The organism is Candidatus Harpocratesius sp. (assembly GCF_054039255.1).
In genome coordinates this window covers 1-22,528 of sequence record NZ_JBPLBG010000008.1, presented here as the reverse complement: position 1 = coordinate 22,528, position 22,528 = coordinate 1, and the positions used below count along the sequence as shown (strand labels likewise).

21 protein-coding genes are annotated in these 22,528 nt (G+C 30.3%); 13 read left to right on the top strand and 8 right to left on the bottom strand.

Annotated elements, in window-relative coordinates:
* Positions 1–5 precede the first annotated feature (5 nt).
* Positions 6–743 carry an energy-coupling factor ABC transporter permease gene (locus ACXLDF_RS02000; protein ID WP_457556817.1) on the bottom strand — a complete coding sequence of 246 codons (738 nt, stop codon included), beginning with the start codon at positions 741–743 and terminating at the stop codon, positions 6–8.
* Positions 744–949: 206 nt separating this feature from the next.
* Here ACXLDF_RS02000 and ACXLDF_RS01995 point away from each other — a divergent pair, with 206 nt between their 5' ends.
* Positions 950–1,831: a 2-oxo acid dehydrogenase subunit E2 gene (locus ACXLDF_RS01995; protein WP_457556816.1), complete on the top strand. Its 882-nt coding sequence runs from the start codon at positions 950–952 to the stop codon at positions 1,829–1,831.
* 178 nt (positions 1,832–2,009) lie between these two features.
* Positions 2,010–2,537: a hypothetical protein gene (locus ACXLDF_RS01990; protein ID WP_457556815.1), complete on the top strand. Its 528-nt coding sequence runs from the start codon at positions 2,010–2,012 to the stop codon at positions 2,535–2,537.
* A 2-nt stretch (positions 2,538–2,539) separates the two neighbouring features.
* Here ACXLDF_RS01990 and ACXLDF_RS01985 read toward each other — a convergent pair whose 3' ends face one another.
* Complete coding sequence (locus tag ACXLDF_RS01985) at positions 2,540–3,544, bottom strand: hypothetical protein (protein WP_457556814.1); 1,005 nt, start codon at positions 3,542–3,544, stop codon at positions 2,540–2,542.
* A 69-nt stretch (positions 3,545–3,613) separates the two neighbouring features.
* Positions 3,614–5,056, bottom strand: coding sequence for an MFS transporter (locus tag ACXLDF_RS01980; RefSeq protein WP_457556813.1), 1,443 nt, complete (start codon positions 5,054–5,056; stop codon positions 3,614–3,616).
* Positions 5,057–5,417: 361 nt separating this feature from the next.
* On the opposite strand from ACXLDF_RS01980, the gene ACXLDF_RS01975 reads away from it, so the two are divergent.
* Both ACXLDF_RS01975 and ACXLDF_RS01970 read left to right on the top strand, forming a co-directional pair.
* Positions 5,418–6,707, top strand: a complete 1,290-nt coding sequence (locus ACXLDF_RS01975; RefSeq protein ID WP_457556812.1) for a response regulator — start codon at positions 5,418–5,420, stop codon at positions 6,705–6,707.
* A 40-nt stretch (positions 6,708–6,747) separates the two neighbouring features.
* Positions 6,748–7,578: an alpha/beta fold hydrolase gene (locus ACXLDF_RS01970; RefSeq protein WP_457556811.1), complete on the top strand. Its 831-nt coding sequence runs from the start codon at positions 6,748–6,750 to the stop codon at positions 7,576–7,578.
* A 215-nt stretch (positions 7,579–7,793) separates the two neighbouring features.
* On the opposite strand, the gene ACXLDF_RS01965 is transcribed toward ACXLDF_RS01970, so the two are convergent.
* On the bottom strand, positions 7,794–8,273 hold the full coding sequence (locus tag ACXLDF_RS01965) for a hypothetical protein (protein ID WP_457556810.1): 480 nt from the start codon (positions 8,271–8,273) through the stop codon (positions 7,794–7,796).
* Positions 8,274–8,996: 723 nt separating this feature from the next.
* Between ACXLDF_RS01965 and ACXLDF_RS01960 the strand changes: the two genes are divergently transcribed.
* The 7 genes from ACXLDF_RS01960 to ACXLDF_RS01930 all read left to right on the top strand — a co-directional run bounded on the left by ACXLDF_RS01960 (position 8,997) and on the right by ACXLDF_RS01930 (position 16,708).
* A complete protein-coding gene (locus ACXLDF_RS01960; protein ID WP_457556809.1) occupies positions 8,997–9,140 on the top strand; it encodes a hypothetical protein in 144 nt (47 codons plus the stop codon).
* 105 nt (positions 9,141–9,245) lie between these two features.
* Positions 9,246–9,497, top strand: a complete 252-nt coding sequence (locus ACXLDF_RS01955) for a Smr/MutS family protein (protein ID WP_457556808.1) — start codon at positions 9,246–9,248, stop codon at positions 9,495–9,497.
* Between the two features lie 166 nt (positions 9,498–9,663).
* Positions 9,664–11,073: a DEAD/DEAH box helicase gene (locus ACXLDF_RS01950; RefSeq protein ID WP_457556807.1), complete on the top strand. Its 1,410-nt coding sequence runs from the start codon at positions 9,664–9,666 to the stop codon at positions 11,071–11,073.
* Positions 11,074–11,240: 167 nt separating this feature from the next.
* On the top strand, positions 11,241–11,762 hold the full coding sequence (locus ACXLDF_RS01945; RefSeq protein WP_457556806.1) for an OsmC family protein: 522 nt from the start codon (positions 11,241–11,243) through the stop codon (positions 11,760–11,762).
* Positions 11,763–11,934: 172 nt separating this feature from the next.
* Positions 11,935–14,001 (top strand): tetratricopeptide repeat protein, encoded by a 2,067-nt coding sequence (locus ACXLDF_RS01940; RefSeq protein ID WP_457556805.1) that lies wholly within the window; start codon positions 11,935–11,937, stop codon positions 13,999–14,001.
* Positions 14,002–14,157: 156 nt separating this feature from the next.
* Positions 14,158–15,669 (top strand): winged helix-turn-helix transcriptional regulator, encoded by a 1,512-nt coding sequence (locus ACXLDF_RS01935; RefSeq protein WP_457556804.1) that lies wholly within the window; start codon positions 14,158–14,160, stop codon positions 15,667–15,669.
* A gap of 40 nt (positions 15,670–15,709) precedes the next feature.
* The gene (locus ACXLDF_RS01930) at positions 15,710–16,708 is read left to right on the top strand and encodes a dipeptidase (protein ID WP_457556803.1); all 999 of its coding nucleotides are present in this window, start codon (positions 15,710–15,712) and stop codon (positions 16,706–16,708) included.
* 129 nt (positions 16,709–16,837) lie between these two features.
* On the opposite strand, the gene ACXLDF_RS01925 is transcribed toward ACXLDF_RS01930, so the two are convergent.
* Together ACXLDF_RS01925 and ACXLDF_RS01920 are read right to left on the bottom strand one after the other, a co-directional pair.
* Positions 16,838–17,449 carry a DNA-3-methyladenine glycosylase I gene (locus ACXLDF_RS01925; protein ID WP_457556802.1) on the bottom strand — a complete coding sequence of 204 codons (612 nt, stop codon included), beginning with the start codon at positions 17,447–17,449 and terminating at the stop codon, positions 16,838–16,840.
* Entirely contained in the window at positions 17,439–18,746 is a 1,308-nt protein-coding gene (locus ACXLDF_RS01920; protein ID WP_457556801.1) for an MFS transporter, read from the bottom strand. Before ACXLDF_RS01920 ends, ACXLDF_RS01925 begins: the two co-directional genes overlap by 11 nt.
* Before the next feature lie 117 nt (positions 18,747–18,863).
* Between ACXLDF_RS01920 and ACXLDF_RS01915 the strand changes: the two genes are divergently transcribed.
* Positions 18,864–19,046 carry a hypothetical protein gene (locus ACXLDF_RS01915; RefSeq protein WP_457556800.1) on the top strand — a complete coding sequence of 61 codons (183 nt, stop codon included), beginning with the start codon at positions 18,864–18,866 and terminating at the stop codon, positions 19,044–19,046.
* Positions 19,040–19,546 carry a hypothetical protein gene (locus ACXLDF_RS01910; RefSeq protein WP_457556799.1) on the top strand — a complete coding sequence of 169 codons (507 nt, stop codon included), beginning with the start codon at positions 19,040–19,042 and terminating at the stop codon, positions 19,544–19,546. Before ACXLDF_RS01915 ends, ACXLDF_RS01910 begins: the two co-directional genes overlap by 7 nt.
* 95 nt (positions 19,547–19,641) lie before the next feature.
* Here ACXLDF_RS01910 and hcp read toward each other — a convergent pair whose 3' ends face one another.
* Positions 19,642–21,318 carry a hydroxylamine reductase gene (gene hcp, locus ACXLDF_RS01905; RefSeq protein WP_457556884.1) on the bottom strand — a complete coding sequence of 559 codons (1,677 nt, stop codon included), beginning with the start codon at positions 21,316–21,318 and terminating at the stop codon, positions 19,642–19,644.
* 340 nt (positions 21,319–21,658) lie between these two features.
* Complete coding sequence (locus ACXLDF_RS01900) at positions 21,659–22,387, bottom strand: IS1634 family transposase (protein ID WP_457556798.1); 729 nt, start codon at positions 22,385–22,387, stop codon at positions 21,659–21,661.
* Positions 22,388–22,528 lie beyond the last annotated feature (141 nt).

Below are 22,528 nucleotides of genomic sequence, written 5' to 3'. Positions count from 1 at the left end.
TTCAATCAGCTCCAAATAGGAATTTTTTGAATGTTTGGGATATATTCAGGAGCGTATTTTTTGAAAAACGCCACAACAAATGTTGTTATTAATGCTTCACCTAAACCAATTAAAGCATGATATCCCAACATAAATGGAACTGTAAGTGAAATTGGATAAGGAAATGAAGAAGAAATGCCAATTTCAAGCCCACAGATCAAAGATGCAGTAATTAAAGAAAAATAAGCTCCGATAAATGCACCTATCAATAAACCACGATCTTGATAAAGCCCTTCTTTTACTACTTTTGATTGCAAAGAAGACTCAGAATTTTCAGAATTCTCGGAATGATCTTGAGAAATAGGTTTGACCATACGCTTTCGAATCACCCAATATAAGAGATATCCTGGTAATGTAGCGATAGCCATATTAAATATATTTGCACCTAAGGCAAGAATTCCGCCATCTGCAAAAATAAAAGCTTGAATGGTCAATATTACTGTCATCATCCAAAATGCAGCAGAAGGCGAAATCAATATTGCCAACAAAATGAAACCTAAGAAATGTCCGCTTGTTCCAGCTGCAATCGGGAAGTTTAACATTTGAAATGCGAATACTACAGCAGTTAAGACTGAAGCAATAGGTGTTAGTTCTCCTTGTAGGGACTTTCGAACTTTTATTAAGGAATATGCACCATATGCAAAAACAACAATCCATAAAGGGATAAGGATTGTCAGATCCAATAATCCATCTGAAATATGCATAAGTAATAAAACAATGAGTATCACAATTTTTAAAATTTTTCATACTCTTATAAATTTTAAAAAAAAAATTTCAACTGATGATAAATTTTAGTAATAGCAATTTAAGCTTTTCTTCATTTGATTAAATAATTACTTATATAAAAGGACTCAACAGAATTATAATTGACTGTATTTGATAATTTGAATTTTTGAGGAAGAAACATATTATGGAAAAACCAAGCTCAATTGGGGTAAAAATTAAACCAATTTCACGCAGTCATCAATTAATTGATGATTATACAACAGAAGCTAAAAGTAAAAACCTTATATGGGCAACTACAGAGTGCGACATTACAGTTATACGAGATATAATGCGAGCTTATACAAAAAAAACTGGTGAAAAAATTAGTTTCACTGCATTCTTAATTACTGTAATCGCACATGTAGCAGAACAGCACAAATATCCCATCAACACCCTGCGTAAAGGTCGTAAAAAATTCTATATTTTCGATGATGTTGATGTAATGACGAATATCGAACGTGTTGTAGATGGTGTTAAAAAACCAACAAATTACACTGTCCGTAAGGCTCAAGCTAAAACTTTAAAAGAAATTCATGATGAAATTCGCTCAGCACAACGTCAAAAATCCGCTGGTTTATCAAGTTCAGGTAAAAAGACAGCAAAATTACTAAAAATATTAATTAAAATGCCCCGATTTATTCGTAGAATGGTAATTCACAAAATTTTCACTGATCCAATGTTAAAGAAGCAATTGCTTGGTACAATTGGAGTCACTTCTGTTGGAATGTTTGGAATTGGCATGGGAAAAATGATTCATATTACACCACATACTCTAAGTATGGGTGTTGGAGGAATTGAAAAAATGACTTATATTTTAGATGATAAGGTAGTAATTCGTGATTTTTTAGGAATTACTTTAGCGATGGATCATGCAATTATTGATGGAGGACCCGCCACTAGATTTTTCCACGATCTTCGCTATACTATAGAATACCGTTGCATTGATAAAGATTGGTGTTTTAAATCACTGGGTTTCACTGATGAAGAACTGCAAGAATTTGCTAAAAATGTCGGTCACAGACGATAAAATGACAAGATAATAATCAAATTAATCGAATAATCGTGAGATCAAGATATAAGAATTTTTTTTTATTATATTCTTTTGAAAAAATCTTGATAATTTTGATACGAACATTCAAATACAGCAATTTCTAGTAAAAATCACCGCATTTTATGTAATATAATAATTGATGGTGAAAAAAATTTTGAAGAAAATTGTGATGATAATTGGAAGTATAATTGTTCTAATCAGCGTATTTCTACCTTTCGCTGATATGACACTTGGTTGGTGGCAACACACCCAAATATTAAAAACAATTTTGGGAGATACAGTTACGAAGACATACCTCTCTCCTTTTGGAACTCTCTCAAATGATGCAAATACAGATACAACTCAAATTGAAGGTAGTGTTTTAATAATTGCTTCAGTAGGAACGATTCTTGGAGCATTAATAGCAATTATTGGAGGATTTATGGAAAAAAATTTAATTGCATTCTTGGGAGCATTAGTAATTATCTTAGGATTGGCATATTTTGTTTATAGTCTTGGCAATATTCCTGAAATTAGAGATCTCTTATATGATGAAACGGCTTCTGCAATTTTTGGTAAAAATTTAGATATATTCATCATTGTTGGAACAGCAGATCTTAAATGGCGATTAGGAAATGGATTTTTCATTGCTGCAACAGGTTCTTTAATAACATTTGTTGGAACAATAATTAAAGAAAAATAAATTTATTTTTTTATAATCTTTTTTTCAAACGGCTTTAATTCCGGCGGTATTTTCATACTTGCATCCACTTGAGAATAAAATAATGCTACTAATCCCATAAGTCGTTCACGATTCTCTTCACCAGTTTTTAAAAAGAGAAAGCGCGCATTTGGTAATTGATAAGCAATTTTAGGATAATCGCTTTGATCGTGAATTGCATCATGAGTTCCATTAACAACAATTATTTCTTGCGAAATTCTATGTAAATTTCCATATAATTCAAAATTTCTGACTTGATATGCAGCTCTTTTCCATTTCCATAATTGAGCCCCATTGATAAAATCAATAGCTCTTTGCTTCTGCACCGGCTCATGCATATTTCTTAGTTTACACCCACGAATTATGGGGCGAAGAAGATAAAATAACCATGTAGGTAATATGGGAGCAATCCATTTTAATACAAATTTAGAAAACCATAATGTATGCATTGGATCTACAGTAATAATTGTAGGAGCTTGAATTGATCTATCAATTAGTCCTTGCATTATTACTGCAGCTCCCCAACAAGGACCCATTAAAACAAAATCAGTTTCGGATAAATCTAAATATTTTAACGCAATTTGGATATCTTGTGATTTTTGACTCATGGTGAACTGGCTTTTCCAGCGATTCATTTGGCTACTTTTTTTTTCTCGAGTTTCGATATAATAAAATTCTACTTTTTCGTATAACACTTCAAATAGATCTCGAAATCCAGATGGAATTACCCCCCATCCTGGAACGAACACCAAAGGTCTTATAGATATTGGGTGTTCTGGACAATAATGTAAAACTCTTATTTTTCCATGAGGAACGGGAATGAAAATATGTTTTGAGATTGAAGGATCCCAAAAATCAGGAATTTTCACACGATGTGTAGATAACAAAAGATTTTCAAGATGATTTGCTAATTCAGATGAAATTGAAGTCATTTCTCCGAGTTTTAAAGGTTCTATTAATGTTTGAACTGAAATTTTTTGTGAATTCATAAGTATTACCTTAGATCTAAGATGTAAAAAAAAAATTAAAGAAATTAGAAAAAAAGAATAGAAATATACCTATTCAGAGCCATTTATTTTGATTTTTCTTTTCAATCTCAGTTGTTCTTGAATATTTCGAAGTTTAACACCATGTAATTTGTACAAAGATAAAAACATGATTACAAGCAACAATCCTACCATCGAAATTGGAGTCATTAATAATTTCAATCCTAAAATCATATTCTGTTGTTGTTCTAAAGTCGGTTTAACCAAGAAATCTTCCCACCCATAGCCTGTAAGAACCACTGCAATAACTACAAATACCAAAATAGTAGAATATCGATTAATTAGGCCATTAATACCATAAAATGTCCCAGTTCGTCTCTGACCTGATCGTAGTTCATCTTCATCGACAATGTTACCAATAATCGGTTCAACAAAGTACATTGCTCCAGAAAGACCTACACCCACGAAAATCATGCAGAATATGGCCCAATACGGTTGATTTTCCAAGAACCAGAAAGGAATTAATGCAAATATCCAAAAAACCGAAGACATAATAAAACCATTTCTCCATCCGAATCTTAATCCAATTGATTTCATTAATGGAAACGCGGCTGTTGCGGATAAAAATGCAACTAATAGAATTGAAGAAACTAAAATTCCCCCCTCTGCGATTCCTAAAACAAATATAGCATAAAGAGGCACAATCGTAGTTAATAATTTAAATACAAACCATTTTACAAGATTGGCAAGAGTAAACATCATAAAATCACGATTTGATAAGATATCTCGAATCATTTGGAAAAAGCCAGGTGCATCCTCAGATTCTGAAGGTTGATGATGAATATTTTCTTGCATACCCCAACGGAAAAAGGTTAATCCTGCTATGATAGTGAGTATTCCAACAACAATCCCAGTTAAAATATAACTATCTGTAATTGAAATTAATTCTTCAGTTTCTCCTGTTTGCGGAGTCATCGGTTTAATAAAAATAGTGGGCAAAACGAATCCAATAATTACACCAACAATTGTTAATACCGATTTCCATAAATTTGCATATCCACGCTCTTCTTCGGTTTCAAACATATCTGAAAATAAAGCTAATTGATTACATGAAAAAATGGTATATATTGCATCATATATCATAATGATAAGTAACATATATGTAAATTTCATCCAGTAACTCCAATGAACACCTACTGTAAATAATAAAACATTGGAAATTCCAAATGGAATTGTACTTAACAAAATCCAAAAACCCCTGCGTCCAAATCGACTTTGTGTCCTATCTGAGATTGGTCCAAGCAACGGGTCGTTAATTGAATCCCAAATTGCAAATACAATAAATCCAATCATCAAGTGATTAATATTTATTTGAACAACAGCATAGTAAAAAGTAAAAACGAGAAATGTAAACATTTGATGAGACATTTGGTCAGCAAGAGGTCCTAACCCAAAAGCAATTGTTTTAGACTTAGAAATCCGAGTATACCCATTTGTAAGGCGTGTAGTTTCCATAATTTTTTCACATAATATCATAAAATTATAATTGTTTACAATAAACGATCGTTTATATAAAACGGTTTTTAAAATAATAACAATTTGATCATGATATCGCAAACATTTTATTTAAATGTAGAAAGTAAATTTATTATTATTATTAACTTATGAGTGCGAATAAGTTAATAGTCAGAAATGTATTCTAAATCACCCCCTTTTTTAGCTTTTTTTCGATTTTTTTTATTTAGAAAGATATAAAAAATTCTTTTGGAAATATCTGAATAATTCTTTTGGAAATTTCTGAAAAACTTTAAATTTTATATGCATAGAAACTATATTTCTCAGTCAGATCGAATAATACATTTTTGAGGCAGATCTTGTGATTTTATTTAATTCGAAAATTTATCAGAATTTATGCGGATTTTTATGGATTCGTCCTTCAGGAGTACCTTATTTTAAATGGTTTTCGCCCGAAAATGCTAAAGAAACATGGAATATGAATGAATTATTTTTCTCTGGATTTTTCAGCGCTATTTCTTCTTCAAGTGAAGTATTTTTTGGTAGTGATCCACTCCGATATCTTGAATTTTCTCAATATAAAATTTATACTGAAAAAACTAAAAATAATGATCTTTTTGTTGTAATTGCAAAGAAAGAAACTCCTGAACAAATAGCTAAAACTGTTTTAGAAAGAATGTTAGAACACTATTTTGAGAGTAATTTATCTTCTATTCATGAAATTGAAGAAGATTGTGGAAGTGTTCAAGAAAAATTCATGAAAATATTATCTGAGATTGAAAAAAATTGGAATAGAATAAAAAATAAAAATACTGATAAAAAAAAGCAATCAATTCATCAATTTTCAATTGAAAATAATATAAAACCTGAGATAACTGCAACTTTGACAATTGGTAAAGATGGAATTCACCGTCAAGCAAAGAAAATAGCAGAATTAGAGCAAAAATTAGGTGCTGTCAGTATTTTGGGGCGGACTATAGGCCACACATTAAACAATATATTAGCAACTATATTGGGCAATGTAAATTTGTCTAAATTAGAAGTTCCTGAAAAAAGTGAAATATTTAAAAACTTGGATGAAACAGAACATGCATGCATCCGTGCGAGAAATCTCATTTTTCAATTATTAAATATCTCGAAAAATATTAGCTCAGCAACATCTTCTAAAGAAATCGAATTAATTGCCAAAAAGAAAATACAAGAAATTGATAATAATAAAAATCATATCTTTCCTAATATCATACAAGATAATGTAAAATCTTTGGTTTTGGGAAAAGGAACAATTCTTTTGATGGATGATAATGAGGCAATTTTGGAAACTGGAAGAAAAATGATCAACAGATTGGGATATAAAGTTAAAACTTCGATTAATTTAAAAAATGCCTTGGCGACTTATATTAAGAATCAGAAAGAGGGAACTCCATTTGATGCAGTTATATTAGATTTTTCAGAGATAGGAGGAGTTGGAGAATTTGGCTCATTAATTTTGAAATATGTAGATCCTAAAGTCAAAGCTATTGTTTCCAGCGGATACAGTGGAGATCCAATCTTTAACAATTATCGAAAATTTGGATACAGCGGTGTTCTCAAAAAACCTTACAATTTAGGTGAGTTAAGTCTGATTTTATCACAAATATTAAATCAAACTTAATCACCAAGAGCATTAAATAGTTGAAAATAGAATAAAAATTATGAATTATCAAGATGAGACCACTGGAATCTTTTATCAAATAATTGGAGATGGAATCCCTATTCTTTTCTTGCATGGATTGGGAGTAGATCATCGAACCTTGTTTTTTATTTTTGAATCATTTTTCCAAAATCACCCAAAATTTTCATTCCAACGAATTTTTTTAGATCTTCCAGGAATGGGAAAAACACCCCCAAATTCAAAAATTCGCAGTTCTGATGACATTCTAAAGTTATTACTTAAATTTATCAAAAATACAATTGGAGATTCCCGATTTATTCTTATAGGACAGAGTTATGGCGGATATCTAGCTCAAGGAATAATGTATCACATTCCTATGTCGATAATCGCTGCAATTCTAATTTGTCCAGTGGTAATTCCTGAAGTTGATAAAAGAAATGTTCCACATCGGCAAATTATAAAGAAAAACCCGAAATTTTTGGTAAGTCTTTCTGAAGAAGAACGACAAGATTATTTAAAAAATACAGTAATTATTTCACCAGAAAATTGGAAACTTTTTTCAAAATATATTAGATCTGCATTTTCAACCGTAGATAAATCATTTATTTCGGAATTTTTCCATCACCATTACCCATTTCTCAAAAGCATGCAAGATTTAAAGCAATCTTATCAATTTCCAACATTATTTTTACTTGGAAAGCAAGATAGTACAGTAGGATATAAAGATCATTGGCAATTTTTATCTCAATTCTCCCACGCTTCTTTTTTTATAATAGATGCTGCAGGTCATAATTTATTAATTGAACAAACCACACTGATTTTTAACATTCTTGAATGGTATTTTAATCAAATCGAAAATAATTCTAATTGAACATAGAACAACTATAAGGTACATAAAAAAAACTGAACTTATTCGCACATTATGTGTGATTAGTTACAAATCTTTCCTGGAATTATTTCAATTCCCAAAAAAAAGGATAAAGAATCCTTTTAGAGCCAACCTGGAGATAATACAAGAAATTCACTAAAGAAGCGTAAAAAAAAAAGAAAGAAAAAGGAAAAAATGGACGTTTCTTAAAAAAAGATTTAAATTCGAACTGAACCATAAATTCTTTGTTTGATCCATGGAAGATTACCAATTTCTTGCATAGGAATCTTTCCTTGAATATTTACAATATGAAATCGATTGGATGGATCAATTTCAAGAGATTCTTCGCATAAATCATAAAATTCATTAATTTGACAAATCTTGGGCGCTCTCGATCTATTTTCACTTAATTGCATCAATTTCACAGGTTCTGAGCGGAATAACCAAAAAGCATCTTCTTTCCTTATTTTATACTGCTGGATCGAAGAAATTTTACTAGCATATAAGCTCACATGAGATTTTATTACAGCTATATCATCATTAGATAATGCTTTTTTCACTCCAAATTCATAATAGAAAGAATTATTATCAGCATGTGCATGAATCAAAATAATTTCGGGAAAGAGCTTTTTTACAATTTCCATTACAATTAATGCCCCAATTTTCTGATTTTTAATATTATTCATATTTTCATTCATTTTTTCTCACTAATTGATTCATTTTTATGATATTTTCTCTATTTTTTCAAAAAAAAAGACTTAAAGTGTTTTATTCAAATTCTGATTTTTTTAAATAATTTTTAAGATTCTGTTAAAAACATGGGCAATTGAAGCTAAAATGGTTAAATCAGTATCTATTTTAATTCGATCCTTAATTCTTTCTAAACCCTTAATAAAATATTCGGTTTTTTACAAGAAAGAAATCATAGTTATAAAAATCAATTAGTGAGAGAAGTGCTTCCAAATGGAAATGGATAAACCTTAATATTAAGGAAATTTCTTCCTGCTTTTTTCATTTTTCTATCACATTATATTGAAATTGATTTCATTATCAGTTGATTATAATAAAGTAAAATCCAATATATGTAAAATATCTACACAAACATAAAAATCTTTATATTTTTCTCAGAAAATTATGATTCTAAAGAAAATTAGGGGAGACAGGCAGAAATGGTCATGCAACTGGAAGTTATATTTCTTTCCAATAAGATGAATAGAATCCCATTTTTATTGAATCCTGCCAGAGTTACATTATATTAATCTTGGTTAAATTTACCGGATCTATTTTGAAGTGTTCAAAAATTCGCTCACTGCTACGCAAGAAAGGATATATTAAATCAAAACACTGCAAAACGCCATATCTCCCATATATTGAAAGCAAAATACAAGAAGATTTGTTCCTAAAGCAATGCAATCGATTATTTGAAACCTCACTTACTACGGGTAATTTTAGTTATTTCTACCCGACGCAGTGAGCCAACGAGTGAAGTTAGTTTTACACCAAATAAAACGATTCCATTGCATTTTAATTCACAACACTTTTTCTATAATCATTTACCAGAGTAAATTCCTATTATACTATTGTTGAATTAAAATAAAAAATTTTTTTCCTGATCTTTTTTGTATCTCAGAATTTTTAACAATCATTTCACTATGCCTATTTAGAAAAAAATGAAAATCGATCTTCATGGATATGAATTATCAGATGCAATCGTAGAAATTAGTTATGCAATTCGAGAACTTGACTTGAAAAATGACCATGTTATCGAAATCGTTCATGGTTTTCATTCAGGCCAAGTTTTGAAAAATTACATACGTTCTAAAAAATTTCTTCAAGACATGAAAAAAGATGGTTATTTTTTAAAAGCATTAAGTGGAAATAATCCTGGCTCTTCCTTTTTTCTTGTAACTATGAATCGATAAATTATTTCTCTCCTAAAGAATAATTGATATACTAATTAAAGTTCTGTGATAAAAAGTTATTCAACGATAATAAAATAAATATGCAATGTTTCGTTATTCCAGTTAGATAAAGAATAAAAATCATCAAAAAAAAATGCTTTTTTACTCTTTTTAGTAGGTTAAATTTATGTTATTTACAGATATGAATATCGATTCTCGAATAATCCAGGCGTTGGAAGAGAATAATATAGCTTCCCCCACTGAAATCCAAGAACAATGCATTCCTTACGGTCTTTCTAAGCAAAAGTCACATGTCATTGGCCAAGCGAAAACTGGTTCCGGAAAAACATTAGCTTTTGCAATTCCAATAATTGAAAAAATAAATCCTAAAAATCACCACATTCAGGCAGTTGTTATTGTTCCGACTCGTGAATTATGTAAACAGAACGCTTCTGTATTCCGATCGATTACTATGTATAAAAAAGTAAAAATTGTCGAAGTTTATGGTGGCGCTTCGATTCGTGTTCAAATAGAGCAAATCCACAAAGGGGGGCAAATATTAATTGCAACTCCAGGAAGATTAATTGATTTAATAAAACGCGGAGAGATAAATTTCAGACAGGTAAAATTTGTAGCTTTAGATGAAGCAGATCGCATGTTGGACATGGGTTTTCTTCCAGATATCGAATTCATCCTTATCAAATCTATGAAAAATATTTCACCACGTTTATTCTTATTTTCTGCAACTTTATTAGCCGAAATTAAAGATATCATCCGAAAATTCACAAAAAACGATATTGTACATGAAATTGATGTTAGTAAAGATTCCCTAACTGTAGAAAATTGTGATCAATATGCATATAATATCGAAAATAATAAATTCTGGAATTTTATTAGAATATTAAATGAAGAACGCCCCGATTTTTCAATAATCTTTACAAAAACCAAGCGAAATGCCGAAAAAATATCACATCGATTAAGTCAAGAGCGAAATTTAACATTTAAATTAAAAGTAGGATATGTCCATGGTGATTTAACTCAAGCAAAACGAGAAAAAACTGTTTCAATGTTTCGAAAAAGAGAAATAAATTGCTTAGTTGGCACTAACGTTTTAGCGCGTGGTTTAGATTTTCCTAAAGTGTCTCATGTTTTTAATTATGATATTCCTCGTGATCCTGAAGATTACGTTCATAGAATTGGCCGAACTGCTAGAACCGCTGGAATTGAGAGAAATGTTACAACTGGTAAAGCAATCTCACTTGTGTCTTCAGATAATCGAATATATCTAAAAAATATTGAAAAATTACTAAAAAAAAAGATTGAAAGACGTCCTATACCAAAAAGTCCTACAAAAATTCTTAATAATAAAAAAAAAAGCGATACCCATTCCTATATAAAAACCGATCTGCTTAAAAAATCTTTAAAACAAAAAAGGAAGAAATTTTCTTCACAAAATATATCAAAATCATCAAATATATACAGAAAAGGATTATCTTTACAAAAGAATTCAAAAAAAAATAATTCTGTCAGAAAAAGAGGAAATTCGAAAAATTACTCTTTTAAAAAACGCAAAATCATTATAACTTCAATAAAGTAACTTTTTTCCAAATTATGATCGAATATATTTATTCTTGCCCATATTTATGATCAAAATTGAATATATTTGCATAAGAATTAAATAGAATCTGCTTTTTTTTGATTTGAATAATCATTCTATTAAATTCTAATAGAAATTTATTCTATTATTATATTTTGAAAAATCAAATGAAGGATTCGAAAATTATGCCAAGCTTTGCAGAAACATATGAAGCAATAAAAGCTGATATCTCAAAAGGTGAAAAGAACTTTAATGTTGAATGCACCATGCTCCCTAAAGGTGCACAAGTTGAAATTAAAATGGATACCAAACCTTTTGTTTTTTTAATCGATGCACCAGTAGGGTTGGACGGAACCAACGAAGGACCCAGTCCTCTGTTAGCAATTTTAGGTAGTGTTGGAGCTTGTATTATTGCTGTAACTAAATTTTGGTCCAAAATTATGAATGTCCCTATTGAAGAGATGAAAGTTTTCAGTCGTGGTCACATTAATTTAGCAGGCATTTTTGGGATTGATGATAACATAGCACCTGGTTATGATAAATTAGAGCCTGTAATTAGAATTAAATCTTCTGCACCAAAAGAAAAAGTAGAAGAAATGATGGAAAAAGTATTTTCACACTGTCCAATTATTTATAACATGGCAGGAAACTCACCACTTAAACCAAAGCTGAAAATTACTCAAGTATAAGAATAGAAATTGAATTTTTTTAAACAATTTTAATCTTTTTATCTTTTTTTTTTGATTTTGTTGCTTGATAAATTCTACTATCCTTTATGGAAAACAAATTTAGGCATGAATATAATTAATTCATATAGAACATTAAAAATTTTAAGAGTGAGCATGATTCTGGTGGAATTAAATGGAAAATTTTGAAGAACGATATAAAGAACTTCAGCATTTATCAAAAGTGAATTATTTAAAAGCTGAAGAAGAAATCAAAAAGTATCTTCGAAATAAACTCTCTCCAATCCAGAAATTAAAACTTGAAGTAGAATTAGCAAATTGTTACTGGTTAAATTCAAAATTGGATGAAGCAAGAAAACTTTTTCTCGAAATTCTTGAAACTAGTCAAGAAAAAAATTTACATAAAGAAAATGCAGAAGCTTTAGTAGGTTTAGGTACAATTGATAAAGACACAGGAAATTTTGATTCTGCAGTACAGCGCCTAGAACAAGCAATAGCTATTTTTAAATCATTAAAAGATCAAACTAAAGAAGCATTTGCTTTGAATAGATTAGCAATAATTCGTTATTCACAAGGTTTGCTAGATGAGGCGAAAAGAATATTTCAAAGAGTACTGAAATTAACAGAAAAATCCGATGAAACGATTGCCTTAAATGCACTAAATAATATTGCAATTATTGAAGAAGACAGGGGAAATATTGAAGAATCGGTCGAAATTTATAAACATTGCACAGAACGTGCCACAGAAATAAAATTCCTTAGAGGTATTTTAATTTTTGGTAATAATTATGCTGGGTCTTTACGATCAATAGGTGAATATTCACAGGCAAAGAAAATTTATGAAAAAACATTAAAATTTGCAGAAAAAATGGGAGATATTAGAAATATTGCATTAACTTGTGAAAATTATGCCGCTTTATGTATTGATACTGGAGATTTTTCAAAAGCAGAATATCTTTTTGAACAATCAAAAGTATTTTATGAAGAAATTGATGATAAATTTTCACATATCAATATGCTTGAAAACTATGCAAAATTATGGTTACGAACAGGAAAAATAAAAAAAGCAAAAGAATTGTTAAACCAAGCACAAAGCTTAATGTTCTATTCTGGAATAAATCTTCCAGAGACAAATATTCTTTCAATGCTAGCTGAAATCTATCATCGAGAGAATAATAATAATGAAGCTTACAAAATATTAAAGAAAGCAAATGAGATTGCTTGGAAATTAAAATCAGAAATAGCGCGAGCCAAAGTTTTACTAGAACGCGCAAGAATAAACGTATCACAGTTAGATTTATGGGAAGCTGAATTCCTCCTTAAAGAAGCATATAAACTTACGAAAAAATCAAAACACATCGAATTACGGTTTCAAACACTTATTTTTTTAGCTGAAGTAGGATTACTTCGATATAAGGAAGATAATAAAGATGATTCAAGTTATTCTGAAGCAATTAAATATATTAATCAAGCGAGGGATTTGGCTTTAGAGAGGGGCTTAATGCCGTTTTACATTAATGCGAGTATTGTTCATGCAATGCTTTATACTGTCAAATTTCAATTTGATAAAGCGGAATCTCTTCTTTCTGAATCAATGCAATTAGCAGAATCACGAGGATTGACAATACAAGTACAACGTGCTAGAGAAAGATTAAATTTTATTATAAATAATGTTAAGAATCTTCAAAAAGAAGAATTATCAGATAAAATTCTATTTAGTATTACTCTCGAAGAAATCCAACAAATAATCTCTCAATATACAGGACATTCTATAATAAAAGAAGATCAAAACAAAATATTCATTGTTTCCTATAAAATAGATGATAATCTTGGACCTTTGATTCATGCTGTAGATAATATTGATATTTCAGACAATAGATACACTCAACAGATTAAATTGGTGGGGAGTCTATACCCTGTAAGTTTAGGTCATGGAAGAGATTATCACACCGGATTATTTGGCCCATATCCATTTGGAACATCAAATTTAAAAGCACTAGTATATAGTTTAACGTTATTTGATCCTACTCAAAAAAAAACACGTAATAAAGGTATCACATTTTTCTTAATATGTATTATTTATCCTGATGAGATCAGCCCTATTTTTTATGATCAACAGAAATTAGAATCATTAATCGAAATGCAATTAAAAACAATACATGAAGTTAATGAAATAACATCTGTTTTTCTTTCTAATCTACGAAAACTAATTATTCAAGAATTAATGCGTGATTTTGGTTAATACAATGATGCACGATTAATTTATTAAATAACTTAGATTTTTTATAATCATCATATCATGATCTATCAAATAAAATCATAATTACATAAGCATACGGAGAAGATCCCTCTTATTATTTTATAAGCAAATTGATGATATAATAATTATAGATGCATAATGAAGCGAAAATTGATTTTAAATGTTCTTCTTTTTATGACATTCATTCTTTCTTTTCTGATAATGGAAAATACAATCAACCTCACATCAGCGAGTAGCCACTCTGATTTTGGAAAAGAACAAGCAAATAAAGCGAGATCAATCAAAACAGATATTACAGAAGATCTTTTAAAAATTGAAAGCGAACAAAATTCAAATGAAAAAAATGATAATTTTGAATTTAAAATTTCTCTTAATCAAAATGAAGGAATGGAAATCAAAGTAGAATATCGAGCTAATGCATTACTCCCTAAAATATCCAGTGAATTCAAAATTCGATTCGATACCTTAATAGAATTCAACGATACAAATAAAGATGGAAAGTATGATATTGATAATGATCAAATAATTCAACAAATTTCACTTCAAGGTATTCATGTAATAAATCAATCAAAAATAGAACAAGGCAATATCTCTCTTTATACCTTTCAATTAGAAGATACTTCAAAAATCTTTCAACCTACAGTAATAATATCCAGCGATGCATTGATTTCCCAAAATATGGTAATATTACCAAACCAACTAAAAATTGATTTGAATTTTGTAAATTTTCCTTTTACTTCAGAAAATGGTTTGCTGGCTCTACAAATTTCGATAGAAAACACATATAATATCGTAGAACAGGAAATCACTGAAGATGAAAGCCATAATATTTCAACTAATGAACAAGGAATCAAATCAGTTCAAGCGGATTATCCATCATATTTTACGTGGACAAATGATATATCCGTAGATGGAAAGCAAAAAGAAATGAAATCATCCATTTTTTATCCAGATGAAGAAAAATTCACAGAATATCAATTATTCTTTGCCTATCCGAAAGGAAATTCCATAATTCATGATCCAAAGATTGGAGTAGAAAATACTTTTTTCCCAAGTTCAGGAACTGATTTGAATAGAAATTCAACCCCTATATGGATGTGGATAATTCTGATAACAGGATTGGTTAGTACTGTTCTCTTCATTTTATATATGAGTGTTCCCGAATTTCGACAATATTTGCTAAATCGCTATCTTCCCATGCATACTGCCCCACATCGATTAACGATGGAAGAAGTTCTGGAAAATGAAATCAGAATGAACCTAATCACCTTGATTCTTGAACGCCCTGGGATTCATTACAGTGAATTGCTCCGTGAAATTGATACATCACCCTCGAATTTAGCTTGGCATTTAGATATCTTAGAAACATACAAAATTATTCAAAAGCAGCGTTTGGGAAAATACTTAATATTCTATCCTTATTTAGACAAAAATCCATTCGCTAATTTAGATCCTACAATAGCAAAATCTAAAACTACTCTTGAAATCCTTAAAATCATTGGAGAAAATCCTGGGATTTATCAAGGAAAAATTGCTAAAAGACTTGACTTAAATCGAAAGAGTGTTCAATACCATCTAGATAAATTAGAAGAATTGAAGCTTATTCGAAGAGAAAAATTGGGAAGAAAAGTTCTTTTATATCAAAATTAAAACCACAAATTATATTTATAAAAACGCCGATATTTGCATTATGGTGCAAATTGCAGATATTCACATTCATCCTCATAATATGATACCTCAGCCTTTTCGATTAATATATAGATATATTAATAGGAAAGAAATGCCTCCATGGTTTAAATTATCATCATTGAAAGATTTTCCTACTTCTGATTTATGTTTTACAGTCGTTAATGCAGTAGGTGATAAAATAGTAACAGGATTATATGGTTTTAATGCCTATCACGCAGTAAAAACTCAATTAAAAAAAATACGAAAACAAGCGGAAAAAATCGGAGCACTTATTTATCAAAATCCTGATTCAATAAAAGAAGCAGAAGAAAATCATCAACCACTAATTCTTTTAGCAGTAGAAGGAGGAGATTTTCTTAATGAACGAATTGAACGAATAAGAGAAATACATGATATGGGAGTTAGGGCAATTACTATTGTTCATTCTGCGGATAATTGTATCGGTTATTCAACATTGTCTTTACCAGAACTTTTTAAAAATAGTGAAACACTTCCAGTTAAGAAATACGGCAAATTAACTGATTTTGGAAAAAAAGTAATTGAAGAGATGAATCTTCAAGATATTATTGTTGACATAGCCCACTCTTGTGAAGAAACAGCCTTTGACGCAATAGAACATTCCAATCAGCCAATAATTGCCAGTCATACAGGCGCTTTAGCACTCCAACCAAATTTTCCCCGCTATATTTCTGATGAATTAATTAAGAAAATTGCAGAAAAACAAGGAATTATTGGTGTGTGGCCCTTCTATATAAATTCTTATGGAACTAAACAACGGAAAGATTTAGCCAAACATGCAAAATATATCTCTTCTTTAATTGGATCTAAACACGTAGCGATTGGTACAGATATCAATGGACTTCCAGGAATCATGGAAAATTTTCACTATCCAGCAGATTTCAGCAGTTTAAAAGATGATTTTATTGTAACGGGAATTTCAGAAAATGAAGTTAGTGGAATATTAGGAGAAAATTTCACTGATTTTCTTCGCAAATTTTAATTTTTTTTTTATTTGAAGAATGCAACTAAACTTATTCGCACTAATATACACTGGTTTAAAATTTACGATTTATAAATAATTGTCGTTAAATTATCCTTAAAGAGTGTAAATAAGTTTGAGATTAAAATCTTATTTAGATAATTCAGAATAGCGAAAGCAATCTACTAAATGATCATTAACCATTCCAATTGCCTGCATAAATGCATAAATAATTGTTGGTCCGACAAATTTAAACCCGCGTTTCTTCAAATCTTTACTAATTTTCTCAGATAGGCTTGTTTTTGCGGGAACTTCATCCCATGATCGCCATTGATTTTGAACAGAAACTCCATCAACAAAATCCCATATATATTTATCAAACGAACCAAATTCTTTTTGAATTCCCAAAAAAGCTTTAGCATTGCTAATAAAAGATTGGATTTTCAATTTATTACGGATAATTCCTGGATTTTTTAGCAGGTCTTCAATTTTTGATTCAGGATACTGTGCTATTTTCTCATAGTCAAAATCATCAAGGGCTTTTCTGAAATTTTCTCTTTTATTAAGGATAGTGTTCCAGCTTAATCCTGCTTGAGCCCCATCAAGAATTAAAAACTCAAATAATTTATAATCATCATGGAGAGGCGTTCCCCATTCTTCATCATGATATTTAACCATCAAAGGACTAATATTTTCCCAACATCGTTTTTTAGCAAGGTTTTTGGTAAAATCAACACGTTTCTCAGTATTTTTACGATTCATTACTTATCACTTTTTTCCCCAATTTTCTTATTGTAATAAAATAATAAATAAAAATCGGCAAAAACATGCTAGTATAAATTACATAACCCCAAATATATGAAGTATAATTTATTAATGCCCCAAGCCACAATGGGGTAATTCCAAAGCCAATTCCAGCCATAATTTCACCAATATTAATATATTTTGAATTTCCTGTCTTAGCAGAATGATCAAAATTCACTTTCATAACAAATCCCTGCTTGATTCCCGTAGTAAATCCTAAAAATATGGTTGCACAGATTATAAAATAAATATTTTTCACGAAAATCAAACTGATAACCATAAAAAGATCTATTATTAAACACATTTTTACATAACGCACTTTTTTTTTCAATGATTTTGGCCCGATGAAATTTAAAGCAATAATTTGAAGTGCTTGCTGTCCAAAAATAAAAATATATCTCCATTCAGATCCAAAACCTGCTGATTTTAGATTATATGGGAAATTAAAGTTAATTAATGATTTTGCAGTAGTATAACCTAAATTTAACATCCAAGCAATCATGGCAGGGATTATAATATGTATATAATTTTGAGAAGAAGATTCTTTTCCCAATGATTCTTCAGGGCGGTGAATCTTAATACTATTCTTTTCTATTGTAGATGCACTCTGTTCCTTAAGTTCTTCAATTTTTGATGCCGAATCAACAAAAAAGCCAATAGGAATGACCAATAAAGCCATGATTACTGAAATAATTAGAGCAATGAAATCATTGTGGAATTGTAACACAACCAGGTATCCACTGATAAACCCACCTAAGAGGCCAAAATTCCAACTTTTATTAAATCGCTTAAAATTCAAATCATTTTGAGTTTCTGATGATAAATCTTGCCAGAGGCTGATCTGCATCATTAAATTGGGCCAAAACAGACCTAAAGCCAATCCATCTAATAACTGCATTAAAATTAGTATCGGAGTAGTAAATATAATTACTTGAGTAGAATAGGAAACCAAGCTTAATAGAAGAGAAATAATAATGGTATTTCTATATCCAATTTTTTTTGCAATAACTTGACCAATAAATGGAGTAACAATATAAAAAAGTGCAGTCATAGATAAGACTACACCAATTAAATCAGCACTCATGAGATCATTATAAATTAAATAATTTGGAAGAGCTAAAGAGAAAAGAGATTGATAGAAAGTTTTTATAAAAGCAAGTAAATAAATTGGCCAATCTTTATAAGGAAGTATATGCCGTTCTGATCGTGATTTGATGGCAATTGGGGATTTTAAGAAGAAGCGGATTGATCTCAATGTTAGTTACCATCGAGGAAAGGATTACAAAGTTCTTAAAGTTTCGGGAGATTTACACTTGATTTCATCGAAATTAGGAAAATTCTTGATGGCTTAATCTTTAATTCAAAATTCTGCATGTTAAATTATAACAAATTAAAATTCTACATTTCAGATATCGACATTTCAGATATAGACATTTCATATATCAACATTTCAGATATCAAAGAGTTAATTATCAATAGTTCAGATTTCAACAATTTATACTTCAGTAATTCAAAATATTCTTTAGATAATGGTGCTTTTCTTGAAGTATGCTAAAATTGTACAAATTATGGATATTCCAGAGAGAAAGCGGGCTTAATTTGGTGGATGCTACTATTGACGAATTTAAAAAGGGCGAATTAATTGATGGAAATTTGATTTCTGGATTAATTACATCATTCATGCTTTTTTCAAAGGAAATATTAAGAGAAGACATCAGATTAATAGAAACTGACAATCTAAGATTAATCTTCTCGCTAGATGAAGAAATAATTACCGTTCTTCTAATGGATCGTGCAGGACCTATTAATTTAGCAGAAAAAATTTTAGAACGTCTGCAAAAACGATTTATCCGAAAATATCGAGAACAAATTGAAAGAAGCTTCAGAGGTGATGTATCTGCATTTACTGAAATCACACAGCAAATAGAAGAGATTACGCAAAAACATGGTATAAAACTGATCCATGAAATGAGAAAGCGGCAAACAACAGAACAAACTGAAAAAATTAAGCAATCTATTCATGAATTTATCCTGAAAATGAAAAAGAAAGAATAAAAAAAACTAATCTACACTTGATGAAATATAATTGAATTTATCAATTAAATTATAGCATTTGCTGATGAAATGAAGATATTTTTATCTATTTTGAACTATTTCCCTGCAAGCATATCAGCAATATCGCCTTGCACAGAGTTAATTGGCATGATATTGAATTTCTCGACTAATACCTTAATTACATTTTCAGATAAGAAAGCAGGTAAAGTTGGACCTAAACGGATATTTTTTATTCCCAAATAGAGCAAAGCAAGCAAAACTATAACTGCTTTTTGCTCATACCATGCAATATCAAATGAAATTGGAAGATCATTAATACTATCAGTCTTGAAAATTTCTGTTAATTTTAAGGCAACGAGTGCCAAAGAATATGAATCATTACATTGACCTGCATCTATTACTCGAGGAATTCCATCAATATCACCTAAATCTAATTTGTTATAGCGATATTTAGCACATCCTGCGGTTAAAATAATTGTATCATTTGGAAGATTTTTAGCGACATCTGTATAATACTGTCTTGATTTCATTCTTCCATCACAACCAGCCATTACTATAAATCGTCGTAAAGCACCGCTTTTAATCGCTTCAACAATTTTATCCGCAACACCTAATATTGATTCGTGAGCAAATCCTGTCATCACAGTTCCTTCCTCCAACTGGGTAGGACCCGGCAATTCTAAAGCGCGCTTAATCAGCATTGAAAAATCTTTAGGTTTATCATCCACTCTATCAGGAATTCTGGGAAGCCCAGTAAATCCAACTGCTCCAGTAACGAAAATTCGATCTTTATAACTCTTTTTAGGAGGTACCAAACAATTGGTGGTCATTAAAATGGCGCCGTTGAAAGATTCAAATTCTTTGGTTTGATGCCACCAAGATCCACCATAATTTCCCACCAAATGAGGGTATTTTTTCAATTTTGGATAGGCATGAGCTGGTAACATTTCTCCATGAGTATAAATATTAATTCCTTTATCCTTAGTCTGCTCCAATAATTCATATAAATCGCGCAAATCATGACCACTAACCAATATCGCCGGTCCTTCTTTTACCCCTAAATTTACAGAAGTCGGTTGAGGATGACCATACGTTGTTGTATTTGCTTCATCTAAAAGAGCCATTCCTTTGACACCAAATTCACCGACTTTCATTACGAGTCCAATCCAATCTTCAACAGTTAAAGAACGATCTTGTGTATCGATCAATATTTGCTCCAAAAATTGATAAATTTCATCTTTTTCAAAGCCTAACACCATCGCATGTTCTAAATATGCTGCTAAACCTTTTAATCCAATAACAGCTAAATCTTTTAAAGAGCGAAGATCAACATTTTTAACAGATAAAGGATCTTCCATCTTTCCTTTTAAAACTAAAGCAGTAATATCAGAGCTAGAGACTTCAGTTTCCCACTCTGCCCATTCAGGAATATCTTTCAAATTTACCTTTGGTTCAGATACATTTGAAGATTTCTCTTCGATCTCTGCCTTAAGTTTCCGTCGAAGTTCAAACCCTTGCTTAATTTGGCTTGAAAACCAAGCATCATCAAAATTTGCATTTGTAATTGTTGCAAATAGTATTTGTATAATATAATGTGAACCTTGAGTTGTATCAATTTTCAAGCTTCGAGCAAGTTTATTCCAAAATGCAATTTGTTTACAGACAAATATCGCTGCGTATTGCAAATTTGCCGTATCTGATGGTTTTCCACATACACCGCGTATGGTACAACCTTTATTATTAAGTGCTTCTTGGCACTGATAGCAAAACATTTTATTTTCCATGATGAATCCTCTATCTAAAGGGTAAGTAATGTATCGCTACCTTCCATTTAATTTTCGGTACGTACTGGTTCGTACGAGCCCATTTTTGCGGGAATGGAATTCACGATGCTTATACTCAAAAAGTAAATTGATTTTTTTACTTCTATTTCATAATCATTTTTCTTATATTTCTGTCTTTAGTTAAATCGAATTTTATTATGCTTTACTTTTTTTTATTCCACTTCTTAAGTTTACAAGTTAACGATCCGACAAAAATATTTTCTCAAAAATAGTTGAAAATTCATCGATGAATGCGACTTACAATAAAAAAGTTGGGGGGCATGTTTTATTAAACTTTTAGTAAATTCTTTAATTTCAATTTTTTTACTAATTTTAAGGCTAAACCATTGACAGAGTCGAGTTTCCATAACGGAATTGACTTTGGGGATGTATTTATTCTCAATGCGTGAACAGAGCTTAATTCGTCTAACAATTCTTCATAGGAAACAGGAACAGATTTCCTTGTTAGCTTTAAACGAAGCAATGATAACAGAAGCAAGGCAATAACGCATATAAATACATGGGCGCGAATACAACTATCTGAATAATGATACATTGGACGAATAGCGATAGAAGTTGGAGATTTCATTTTACGAAATGCGTGTTCTACAATATACTGTTCACGATATCCCCAAATTATCGATTCGGGAGGCCAATCTAACCTATTTGTAAATAGAATAGTCTTTCCCAAGGTTTCTATATGCTTTTTCTTCTCTTTCTCATCTATTTTTATCTTAAATGTGACTTTTCCATAGCTACCAGAAACTTTGAAATTTATAATGCTTCTAAATGGATTTTTTCCAATCATTGACTCTATTTTCTTCTCAACAGCCTCTTTATCACGCCATTTCTTCACGTTAAGCCTATTATTAAAGTATTCATTAATATTCGAGATTATTTCATTAAGTTTCTCATTAAGTAAGATTACATATTTCTTCTTCTTTTTTGAGTCTAAAACAACATAGACATCTCTTTCTGCACCGTATATCCTTTTTGAAGTTTTATAATACTCTATCACTTTATTTGAGGCAGATAAAATTGTTTTAGTAAATTTCTTTTGAGGTATATGAAGAAGTTCTTTCTATGTAGAATTTAGCGCAGATACGATGAAACCAAATCTTGATTGATCAATTGCTTTAAATGCTTCTGAGGAATGATT